This window comes from Rhizobium sp. RU36D (genome assembly GCF_900176345.1).
Taxonomy (GTDB): Bacteria; Pseudomonadota; Alphaproteobacteria; order Rhizobiales; family Rhizobiaceae; genus Allorhizobium.
The window spans coordinates 99,977-110,859 of the sequence record NZ_FWXU01000021.1; the positions used below are offsets into that span (position 1 = coordinate 99,977).

11 protein-coding genes are annotated in these 10,883 nt (G+C 62.9%); 7 read left to right on the forward strand and 4 right to left on the reverse strand.

The annotated features are described in order from the left end of the window. The first annotated feature begins 61 nt into the window (after nt 1-61). From phnD to phnN, 6 genes are all read left to right on the forward strand, one after another. On the forward strand, nt 62-967 hold the full coding sequence (phnD, locus tag B9A97_RS21880) for a phosphonate ABC transporter substrate-binding protein (RefSeq protein ID WP_084367941.1): 906 nt from the start codon (nt 62-64) through the stop codon (nt 965-967). 96 nt (nt 968-1,063) lie between these two features. Beyond that, nucleotides 1,064-2,026 carry a phosphonate ABC transporter, permease protein PhnE gene (phnE, locus tag B9A97_RS21885; RefSeq protein ID WP_084367942.1) on the forward strand — a complete coding sequence of 321 codons (963 nt, stop codon included), beginning with the start codon at nt 1,064-1,066 and terminating at the stop codon, nt 2,024-2,026. Between the two features lie 11 nt (nt 2,027-2,037). Further along, nucleotides 2,038-3,546: a phosphonate ABC transporter, permease protein PhnE gene (phnE, locus tag B9A97_RS21890; RefSeq protein ID WP_084367943.1), complete on the forward strand. Its 1,509-nt coding sequence runs from the start codon at nt 2,038-2,040 to the stop codon at nt 3,544-3,546. Nucleotides 3,547-3,648: 102 nt separating this feature from the next. Further along, nucleotides 3,649-4,338 carry a DUF1045 domain-containing protein gene (locus tag B9A97_RS21895; RefSeq protein ID WP_084367944.1) on the forward strand — a complete coding sequence of 230 codons (690 nt, stop codon included), beginning with the start codon at nt 3,649-3,651 and terminating at the stop codon, nt 4,336-4,338. A 19-nt stretch (nt 4,339-4,357) separates the two neighbouring features. After that, complete coding sequence (locus B9A97_RS21900) at nt 4,358-5,497, forward strand: alpha-D-ribose 1-methylphosphonate 5-triphosphate diphosphatase (RefSeq protein WP_084367945.1); 1,140 nt, start codon at nt 4,358-4,360, stop codon at nt 5,495-5,497. Continuing rightward, the gene (gene phnN / locus B9A97_RS21905) at nt 5,497-6,087 is read left to right on the forward strand and encodes a phosphonate metabolism protein/1,5-bisphosphokinase (PRPP-forming) PhnN (RefSeq protein WP_084367963.1); all 591 of its coding nucleotides are present in this window, start codon (nt 5,497-5,499) and stop codon (nt 6,085-6,087) included. The genes B9A97_RS21900 and phnN overlap by 1 nt, the downstream gene beginning before the upstream one ends. Nucleotides 6,088-6,113: 26 nt before the next feature. Here the strand turns inward: phnN and B9A97_RS21910 are convergent, their stop codons facing one another. Genes B9A97_RS21910 through B9A97_RS21925 form a run of 4 tightly spaced genes read right to left on the reverse strand, consistent with a single transcriptional unit; the run spans nt 6,114 to nt 9,808 of the window. Continuing rightward, nucleotides 6,114-7,172 carry a 3-carboxy-cis,cis-muconate cycloisomerase gene (locus B9A97_RS21910; RefSeq protein WP_143530648.1) on the reverse strand — a complete coding sequence of 353 codons (1,059 nt, stop codon included), beginning with the start codon at nt 7,170-7,172 and terminating at the stop codon, nt 6,114-6,116. Nucleotides 7,173-7,174: 2 nt separating this feature from the next. After that, nucleotides 7,175-8,380 carry a 3-oxoadipyl-CoA thiolase gene (gene pcaF, locus B9A97_RS21915; protein WP_084367946.1) on the reverse strand — a complete coding sequence of 402 codons (1,206 nt, stop codon included), beginning with the start codon at nt 8,378-8,380 and terminating at the stop codon, nt 7,175-7,177. A 10-nt stretch (nt 8,381-8,390) separates the two neighbouring features. After that, a complete protein-coding gene (locus B9A97_RS21920; protein WP_084367947.1) occupies nt 8,391-9,080 on the reverse strand; it encodes a CoA transferase subunit B in 690 nt (229 codons plus the stop codon). Next, a complete protein-coding gene (locus B9A97_RS21925) occupies nt 9,077-9,808 on the reverse strand; it encodes a 3-oxoacid CoA-transferase subunit A (protein ID WP_084367948.1) in 732 nt (243 codons plus the stop codon). Before B9A97_RS21925 ends, B9A97_RS21920 begins: the two co-directional genes overlap by 4 nt. A 126-nt stretch (nt 9,809-9,934) precedes the next feature. On the opposite strand from B9A97_RS21925, the gene B9A97_RS21930 reads away from it, so the two are divergent. Then, entirely contained in the window at nt 9,935-10,696 is a 762-nt protein-coding gene (locus B9A97_RS21930; RefSeq protein ID WP_084367949.1) for an IclR family transcriptional regulator domain-containing protein, read from the forward strand. Nucleotides 10,697-10,883: the final 187 nt, after the last annotated feature.

Consider the following 10,883-nt stretch of genomic DNA (forward strand, 5'->3'; position numbering starts at 1 on the left):
CGTCAAGGGCATCCTATCCCAGGACGTCATCCGGAAGACCCGGAAAACAGGAGATGAACTCATGTTGAAGAAGATCCTTCTTGCCACTGCGGCGCTTGTATCGCTTGCCGGTGCAGCCGCAGCCGAAGACCTCAAGGAATTCCGCATCGGCATCCTCGGCGGCGAAAACGAAGCCGACCGCCTGCGCAACTTCCAGTGCATGACCGAAAAGCTGCCTTCGGTCCTGGGCGTCGAAAAGGTTTCGCTGTTCCCGGCTGCCGATTATGACGGCGTCGTCCAGGGCCTTCTCGGTGGCACGCTCGACTATGCCGAACTCGGCGCTTCGGCCTATGCCAAGGTCTATCTCGCCAAGGCCGACGCTGTTCAGCCGATCCTGACCACGCAGCAGACCGACGGTTCCACCGGCTACTACTCGATCATGGTTGCCCGCAAGGATTCAGGCATCACCAAGCTCGAAGACATGAAGGGCAAGAAGCTCGGCTTCGCCGATCCCGACTCCACCTCCGGCTACCTGATCCCGATCGTCACCCTGCCGGAAGCCGTCGGCGGCCCGGTCAAGGAATTCTTCGGCGAGACCGGCTTTGGCGGTGGCCATGAAAACCTGGTGCTTGAAGTCCTGAAGGGCACCTTCGTTGCCGGCACGACCTGGGGTTCTGGTGTTGGCGAGTTCAAGGACGGCTACACCTCCGGCAACCTGCGCAAGATGGTCGACAAGGGTATCCTGAACATGGATGACCTCGTCGAACTCTGGAAGTCCCCGCTGATCCCGAACGGCCCGATCGTCGTGCGTTCGTCCCTGAACGATGACATGAAGGCGAAGTTCAAGGCCTTCATGATGGGCCTGCCCAAGTCTGACCCGGCCTGCTTCTCCGCCATCCAGGGCGGCGACTTCTCCGGCTATGTCGAAGTCAACTCGGACTTCTACAAGCCGATCATCGACGCCCGCAAGGCCACCATTGGCGGCTGATCGCCTGTCGCTGACACACGATGCCGCCGGACTCTCTGTCCGGCGGTTTTTTGTGGTTGACGACAGGATGGCGCAACCCCGCATGAGGATCGGTTCATGACATCATCGATAGCCCGGCCGCAGCTTGGCCAAGGCGGATTGCTGGTAGAGCAGCACTGGCAGGCGCTGGCCGGCCAACGTCGGCTGTATTCGATCCTTTGCCTGGGTCTCTTGGCCCTTGCGCTGGGCGGTTCGCTCTGGTTTGCCAATGAAACGAGCTCCGGCAAGTTCTTCGATCGGCTGCCGCATTTCTTCGATTTCGTCCAGCATCTCGTGCCACGCGACGGCTATGAGGTGTTCCGGGCGCTGTTCGACCTGCCGTCTCCCTATGACGACGGCAGCATGAAATACAATTATCCGGAAGGCCGGCTGTATTTCACCGAGAGCCTCTATATCCCCGAATACATTCACAAGATGATCGAGACGATCAACATCGCGATCCTTTCGACGCTGATCGGGTTGATCTTTGGCTTCTGCCTGTCGTTTCTCGCGGCCAGGAACATGGTGTCCAATCCCTGGCTGCGCGGCATTGTTCGCCGGTTCATGGAAATCCTGCGCGCTTTTCCCGAGGTGGTGATCGCCGGCTTCTTCCTTGCAATCCTATCGCTTGGGCCGATCCCGGCCATCATGGCGGTTTCGATCCATACCATCGGCGCACTTGGCAAGATGTTCTTCGAGGTGATCGAGAACGCCGACATGAAGCCTGACGAGGGACTGAAGGCTGTCGGCGCCAATTGGCTGGAGCGGGTCTGGTTCGGCATGGTGCCGCAGGTCATGCCCAATTTCATGAGCTATTTCCTGCTGCGGCTGGAGATCAATGTGCGTGCCTCCACCATTATCGGCGCAGTTGGCGGCGGCGGTATCGGCGAGTTGCTGCGCCTCTCCATCGGCCAGGGCCATGAAGCCAAGACGCTTGCCATCATCCTGCTGCTGCTCTGCACCATCATCGCCGTCGACCAATTGTCCGCCTGGCTGCGCCGCAAGCTCGTGGGCGAACAGGCCTTCCAGGCCGTGCAATGAGGAGCTTGACCATGCAAAGCACAAGCACGATCGATCTGGAATCCGTGGCCGCCCGTCACCCTGACCTGCTGCATCGGACCGTGTGGCAAACGTTCAAGCTACCCATTATCGGCGGCTTGATTCTCCTCTATTTCGTCTTCGCCTGGTGGATGTTCTCGATCGGCAAGGTTCTGAACAACGCCAACTGGTCGATTGCCGGGTCCTATCTGGCGGACTGGGTGTCCTATGAGGTGCGTCCGGATATCGAGATTTCAGCCAATGGCGGCATGAAGATAACCTATCCGCGCTTCGATCCGCTCGGTCCCAATGCCAATCCCGACTGGCTGAAGGCCAAGCGGGAAACGATTACGCGTATGATCGAAACACCGGCGGCATCCGCTAGCCCTCAAGCGCCCGCCAAGTCCTCCAGCTTCAGCTTCATGGCGCCGGCGGCGCCGGTGGGCGCGGCCACTGCGCCATCGGCACAGGCGGTGACGGAAACCCGGACCGAGGAGGTCGTGACCGCGGCGCTGGTGGAGATGGGCAGCAGGCGAACCGTCGATGTCGGTCCAGACCGCGTAACGCTGGTGCGGGATGGGGAGACGGTGGTTCTCGATCTCGACGTGAAAGCCGACACGGTGACCAGCGAGGCACCGCTTCCCGTCTGGGCCGAGCAGCGGCGCCCGGGTGCCAAGGTCGTGGCGAGCTTCGGCGTGTCCGGCTGGCTGGAAGTCGAGGCGGACAAGGTGAAGATCCGCAAGCGGTTCTTTGGCTGGGAAAACTTCCTGTTCGATACCAACTCGCCCTTCTTCGACAAGTCTGCGTCCGAGGTCATCTCGCTGATTGCATCAGGCGAACGGGTCGATCCGGCGCAAAGCAATCTATCGCTGGCGATCGATAACATCCTCTACAATCCATCCTGGCAGCATCTCGATGTCTGGACCAAGCTGCTGCAGACCATCGTCATGGCCTTTGTCGGCACCTTGTTCGCCATGGTCATCGCCTTCCCGCTGTCCTTCATCGCCGCGCGGAATATCTTCCGCAACCGGCCAGCCAACCAGGTGGTCAAGCGCTTCTTCGACTTCCTGCGCTCGGTCGACATGCTGATCTGGGCGCTGTTCTTCACCCGCGCCTTCGGTCCGGGGCCGCTGGCCGGCATCTCCGCGATCTTCTTCACCGACACCGGCACGCTGGGCAAACTCTATGCCGAAGCGCTTGAAAACATCGACGACAAGCAGCGCGAGGGCGTCAAATCGGTGGGCGCCTCGCCGGTTGCCGTGCAGCGTTTCGGGGTCTTGCCGCAGGTCCTGCCGATCTTTGCATCGCAGGCACTTTACTTCTGGGAATCGAACACCCGCTCGGCGACCATCATCGGCGCTGTCGGCGCGGGCGGCATCGGGCTGAAGCTCTGGGAGGCGATGCGCACCAATTCCGACTGGGAAAACGTCGCCTATATGGTGCTGCTGATCCTGATCGTCGTCTTCATCTTCGATTCGATCTCGAACGCCTTGCGCTCCCGGTTGATGGGCAAGAGGTCGTGATGCGTGTCGTCAGAGAGCGGTCGCGGCGCCTGCCGCGGCTTGCCTTCCGCTCGGCGTCGGGACCATTGTGCGCCATTGATTCTGTCATATAGGACCCTGCCATTGCGATACGCTGTCTACTTCTCGCCCTCCGAACACGACGCGCTCAGCCAGGCGGCCGCCGCGTGGCTGGGCCGCGATGCCTTTTCCGGAAAGACGGTGACACGTCCAGATGTCGATGGCATTGAGCGCGGGGCGTTGGATGCACTGTTGTCCGATCCCAGACGCTACGGTTTCCACGCAACGCTGAAGGCGCCGTTCGAACTGGCCGAGGGGACCAGCGAGAGCGATCTGATGGCGGCTTTTGCGGCATTCTGCGCCGGACACGCCCCCTTCGACATTCCCCGCGTGATCGTCAGTCAGCTTGGCCCGTTCTTCGCGATCGTGCCGGATCAGGTCTATCCGCAATTGCAGGATTTTGCCGCATCGGTGGTTCGGGATTTCGAGCCGTTCCGCGCGCCGCTCAGCGAGGCCGATATAGCCAGGCGCAAGCCGGAGCGGCTGTCTGACAGCCAGCGCGAAAACCTGATGCGCTGGGGTTACCATCATGTCATGGACGACTTCCGTTTTCATATGACGCTGACTGGGCCCGCCCAGCCCGAGATCGCACCGCTTCTGCAATCCGTCCTCAGCGACCGCTTTGCGGCCTTCGTCGATCGGCCGCTCACCGTGTCCGGCCTTGGCCTGTTCGTCGAGCCGGAGCGGGGCGCGCCCTTTACCGTGAAATCCTGGCTGCCGCTATCAGGCGCCTGAACCAATCGAAAGTCTTTCCATGTCCGCCGAAACCATCCTGTCCAACGCCACCATCGTCCTGGAAGACCGGGTCTTCACCGGTTCCGTCGTCGTTCGAGACGGCCAGATCGTTGCCCTTGACGAAGGCGTGAGCCGAATTGGCGAGGATTTTGGCGGCGATTATCTGATCGCCGGCCTGGTGGAGCTTCACACGGACCATCTCGAATCGCATTATTCCCCGCGACCTGGCGTGCGCTGGCACATGACCTCGGCCATCCAGGCCCATGACGCCCAGGTGGCATCGTCAGGGATCACCACGGTGTTCGACTGCCTGCGCATGGGCTCCGACGAAGATGGCGGTTTCGACAAGGGCGAGATGCGCGACATGGCGGACGCCATCCAGGCGGCGGAGCGGGAAGATCGGCTGCGGGCCGAACACCTCATCCACCTGCGATGCGAAGTCGCGTCCAACAATGTGCTCGATCACTTCGCCGACTTCGAGAACGATCCCAACGTGCGCCTCGTCTCGCTGATGGATCATTCTCCGGGCCAGCGGCAGTTCCAGACCATGGAGCAATATACGCTCTACTACAAAACCAAGCGCGGCCTGACGGACGAGCAGTTTGCCCGTTTCGTCGAAAGCCGGCTTGAACTCTCCGAACGCTATTCGACCATGCACCGCGACGCGCTGGCCAGGTCATGCGCCGAGCGCGGCATCACGGTGGCGAGCCATGACGATGCGACCCTCGCCCATGTCGAGGAAGCCAGGGGGCACGGCGTGAAGCTTGCTGAATTCCCAACCAGTTTCGAGGCGGCCGAAGCCTCCCACCAATCCGGCATGAGCGTGCTGATGGGGGCGCCCAATGTCGTGCGCGGCAAGTCCCATTCCGGCAACATCGCCGCCCGGGATCTCGCGGCGCGCGGCGTGCTTGATGTGCTGTCGTCGGACTACGTGCCGCTCAGCCTGCTGCATGCGCCCTTCGTGCTGGCGGACGAATTCGAGGGGATCACGCTGCCCCAGGCGCTGGCCATGGTGACCTCCACGCCGGCGCGGACCGTGGGTCTCGACGATCGCGGCCGCATCGCATCGGGGCTGCGTGCCGATTTTATCCGCGTGCGGCGTGACCATGGGGTGCCGGTCGTACGCGCGGTATGGCGGCAGGGACGGCGCGTGGCCTGATGCACCAGATCCTGTCACAGACGCCGGCCGGCGGAACGCTGATCGTGGTCGTCGGCCCCAGCGGCGCCGGCAAGGACACGCTGATTGCGCATGCGATGGCGCATTTTTCCAACCGTGGCGACGTGCATCTGGTGCAGCGCTTCATCACCCGCGCCCATGATGCCGGCGGTGAGGCGCATCAGAGCGTCAGCCAGCAGGAATTCGACAGCCTGCAGCGGCAGGGTGCCTTTGCCGTGCATTGGCAGGCCCATGGCCTCAGCTATGCCATTCCAGCCGCCGTGCACGAGAAGCTGGCATTGGGGCATGTCGTGCTCGCCAATGGTTCGCGGTCGATGCTCAGACATTTTGCCGAGGCGTTTCCGTCCCTGCTGGTGGTCAATGTCATCGCGCGGCCGGACGTGCTGGCGGCTCGGCTGGAAAGCCGGGGCCGGGAAAGCCGCGAGGATATCTTGAAGCGCCTGGCCCGCGGGTCCCTTGATGTCGAAGGGGATTTCGATGTCGTCACGATCGACAACAGCGGCGCAATCGAGACCGCCGCGGGCCAGTTGATCGCAACCATCAGCCGGCAGTTAGCGAAAAACGAGGCTTGATCCTCTAGAGAAAGCCGCCGCAATATCTAGGCCGGATCGCCGATCCGCTCTACCGCCGCCAGCATGCTCTGTGCGTGTAGCAATGCCGTACCGGTTGTCTCCAGCATCCGCGGCAAGACGAGCCATTCCAGCGTCCAGGCACTGCCGGAGCGTTCCTGCTCGTGAATGAGAGCCTGATGCACCGCGGACAGTTCCGTGGCATTAAAGCCCGCAAGGGCGACCAGGACTTCCGCCCTGACCGGATTCTGCTTGTGCGGCATGGCCGAGGAGCCGCCGGATCCGGCGATCTTGATGGCGTCGATACCATTCTGCGCCATCAGGGCCGCATCCTGGCCGATCTTGCCAAGGGCGCCCGTCACGCGGGACAACCAATCCGCCAGCTTCGCGATCCGGCCGCGGTCGGCATGGGGCACGTAATCGGGCACGGCAAGGCCGAGGTCTTCGGCAAGGCTCTGGCGCAGGCCGCCGATCTTATCGCCGAATTTCTCGGCCGTGCCGGCAGCACCGGCCAGAGACAGAATGAGCACGTCGTTGCGCAGGTCGGGCAGTTCGGCCGCAAGCCGGGCAAGGCTCGACCGCCAGACCCGGATACGATCTCCTGATGTGATGGGGATGGCCGCCTGCATGCGTGAGCGCCCCATCAGCGGAGCGGTACCGAAGCTGTCCAGAAGGTTGGCAAGCGTGCGGTCAAGTTCATCAAGCCGCGAAGCGAACAGGTCGAGAAGCCCTTTAAGGCGCAGGGCCAGGGCCGTATCGACGACGTCCTGGCTGGTCGCGCCGAAATGCACCCATTTGCCATGGTCCGGGCCAACCGCTTCGCGCAATTGGGCAACGAGATCCGGCACGGGAACGCCATCCCGCAGCGTTGCCGCGGTCAGGCGGGTAAGGTCGGGCTTGAAGCCGTCCAAGGCGGCGGCAATTGCACCTACCGCCGCCTGGGGAATGAAACCGGTCGCCGCCTCTGCCCGCGCCAATGCGGCTTCGAACCGCAACATGGCGTCCATGTCGGCCTCCACCCTCAAGAGCGCGGCGACGTCCGCGTCGCCGAGGAGGAGATCGAGATAGGCGAGCGAGGTCAGCGACATGGTCAGACGCGCTCGAGCGCGACGGCAATGCCCTGGCCGACGCCGATGCACATGGTGGAGAGCGAATAGCGACCGCCCGACAGAGCAAGTTCCAGAGCGGCCGTGCCGGTGATGCGCGCGCCGGACATGCCAAGGGGATGGCCGAGCGCGATGGCGCCGCCGTTCTTGTTGACCCGCGGATCGTCATCGGCAATGCCGAGCATGCGCAGCGTGGCCAGCCCCTGGGAGGCGAAGGCCTCATTCAGCTCGATCACGTCGAACTGGTCCTGGGTCATGCCGAGGCGCGCCATCAGCTTCTGCGACGCCGGTGCGGGACCGATGCCCATGACGCGCGGCGGAACACCGGCAGTCGCACCACCGAGAACGCGGGCGATGGGGGTCAGGCCGTATTTCTTTGCAGCCGCTTCCGAGGCAATGATCAGGGCGGCGGCACCGTCGTTGACGCCGGATGCATTGCCGGCCGTCACGGTGCCGCCTTCCTTCTTGAAGGGCGTGCCGAGCTTGGCAAGCGCCTCTATCGTGGTGGCGCGCGGATGCTCGTCCTTGGCCACGACAACAGGATCGCCCTTGCGCTGCGGGATCACGACATCGGTGATTTCCTTGGCGAGGCGGCCGTTTTCCTGGGCAGCGGCGGCCTTGGCTTGGGAACGAACGGCAAAGGCGTCCTGATCCTCGCGGTTGACCTTGTAGTCTTCGGCCACGTTTTCGCCGGTCTCCGGCATGGAGTCGACGCCGTATTGCTTCTTCATCAGGGGATTGACGAAGCGCCAGCCGATGGTGGTGTCGTGGATTTCGGCATGGCGGGAGAAGGCGGTTTCGGCCTTGGGCATGACGAAGGGCGCGCGCGACATGCTTTCCACGCCGCCGGCGATCATCAGCTCGGTTTCGCCTGCCTTGATCGAGCGGGCCGCCATGATGACGGCATCCATGCCCGAGCCGCAAAGCCGGTTGATCGTGGTGCCGGTGACCGCGGCGGGCAGGCCAGCCAGCAGCGACGACATGCGCGCGACGTTGCGATTGTCCTCGCCGGCCTGGTTGGCGCAGCCGAAGATCACATCCTCGATGGCTTCGAGATCCAGGCCTGAATTGCGCGCGATGAGCGCCTTCAGCGGGATGGCGCCAAGGTCGTCGGCGCGCACCGAGGAGAGCGAGCCGCCGAAACGGCCGATCGGTGTGCGGATGTAGTCGCAGATAAAGGCTTCGGTCATTGCATGATCCTTACAGTTTCGGCACCACGAGATCGGCCACGGGGCCATCGGTATGCAGCGGAGCCCCCGTCATCGCCTGAAGCTCTTCGAAGGTCATCTCCGCAAGCTTCTCGCGCAGCACGAAGCGCTTGTCGGCGATGTCGATGACGGCGTGGCTCGTATAGATACGGGTGATACAACCAACGCCGGTCAACGGAAAGGTACAAGCTTCAACTAATTTCGGCTCGCCATTCTTGGTGACGTGCTCGGTGATGACGCAGACCTGCTTGGCGCCATGCACCAGGTCCATGGCGCCACCGACGGCCGGCACGCCCTTGGTGCCGACGCGCCAGTTGGCCAGATCGCCGTTCTGCGCCACCTGCAGCGCGCCGAGGATGGCAACATCGAGATGGCCGCCGCGGACCATGGCAAAGCTATCGGCATGGTGGAAGAAGGCAGCACCCGGCTTCAGCGTCACGGCCTTCTTGCCGGCATTGATCAGGTCCCAGTCTTCTTCACCGGCTGCCGGAGCCTCGCCGAAATTGAGGATGCCGTTTTCCGTATGGAAGATCGCCTCGCGGCCTTCGGGCTGGTAGCGGGCCACCATCTCGGGAAAGCCGATGCCGAGATTGACATAGGCGCCGTCCTTGATGTCCTGGGCGGCCCGCCAGGCAATCTGAGCGTTGGTGAGCTTGATGTCTTCGCGCGTGTTGACGGTCATGCCTGCCTCCCTTCGTAGGCCGGAGCATAGGCCACGCCTGCCCGGATCAATTCTTCTTCCTGGCTCGGATTGGCGATTTCAACGACATGGTCGATGAAGATGCCGGGGGTCACGACATGCTCGGGATCGATATCGCCGGCCGGGACGATCTTCGAGACCTGCACGATGGTCGTTGCGGCCGCCATGCACATCAGCGGATTGAAGTTCCGGCCGGCCTTGTTGTAGGTGAGGTTGCCATGGGTATCGCCCAGATGCGCCTTAACGATGGCAAAATCGGCCTTCAGCCAACGCTCCTGAACGTATGGGCGACCATCGAATTCGGCGATCACCTTGCCATTGGCAAGTTCGGTCCCGTAGGCCGTCGGAGTGTAAAAGGCCGGGATGCCGGCGCCGCCGGCGCGGATGCGCTCTGCCAGCGTGCCCTGCGGCACGAGCTCCAGCTCGATTTGTCCGGCAAGATAGCGGTCCGTGAAGGCACGCGGATCGGATGATTTGGGGAAGGAGCAGATCATCTTCTTCACCATGCCAGCATCGATCATCGCGGCGATGCCGATACGGCCATTGCCGGCATTGTTGTTGATCACCGTCAGGTTCTTCGGGCCCTTGTCGATCAGGGCATGGATCAATTCGATCGGAGCGCCTGAGCCGCCGAAGCCGCCAATCATCACAACCGCGCCGTCACCGATCCCGGCAACAGCCTCGGCCGCACTTGCAATGGTCTTGTCCATCAAAATCCTCCGTGTCGTCGCGGGCGACGAAGTTCGACCGAAATGTATACGCGACGCCGCTCGACGGCAATGAATTTGTGCGATATATGATCTTTGTTCGTATATCGCACAAATTGGGAGAGTCCGATGACCGCCAGCGAGCGGGATCTGATGGGTGGCTTGATGAAGGGTCTGCGCGTCATCGAGGCCTTTAGTGCCGACCAGCCCAGGCTATCCATTGCCGAAGCCGCCGCGCTATCGGGCCTCGATCGCGCGACCACAAGGCGCTGCCTGCTGACGTTGTCGGAAACGGGTTATGCCGGCTATGACGGCAAGTTCTTCACGCTGACGCCGCGCGTGCTGCGGCTTGGCACCGGCTGCCTGGCCAGCATGCCATTGCCGCGCATCGTGCAACCGGTGCTTGATCGCCTGTCCCTGGAGATCGGCGAAAGCACGTCCGTGTCCATCCTCGACGAGGCTGAGATCGTCTATGTGGCGCGGGCCGCGCAACGGCGGGTCATGTCGATCTCGCTGATGCCGGGCTCGCGCTTGCCGGCCTATTGCACCTCGATGGGTCGGGTCTTGCTGGCGGCGCTGGAGCCGAGTTCAGCCCGCGAGATTCTGCAAGGCGCGTCACGGCCCGCGCGGACCGAGCGGACGGTCACCGACATCGATGCGCTGATGGACGTCCTGGCGCAAACGCGGGACCAGGGCTACGCGCTGATCGACCAGGAGGTGGAAGTGGGACTGCGGTCTCTTGCCGTCCCGCTCATCAATACGCGCGGACAGACCGTTGCGGCGCTGAATGTCGGATTGGCCGTCAGCGCCGAGACGATGGACGAGGTGGCGGAACGGTACCTGCCGGCGCTGCGGCGGGTGAAGGCGGAACTGGCGCAGGTGCTGGTGTAGGCGTGCGGGGATGCGCCCCGACGACTTGCTAGGCGGCTTTGTGGGAGATGAGGCTGGCACCGCCCTATCCTCCGTCATGCTCGGGCTCGACCCACTGCTGTCCGGTTTAAATTTGGTGGACATGGCGCACGGTGTTGATTCTACTTGTGTTCGAGCGTTTGGCGACGATCTCGGACACGAAAGGGGA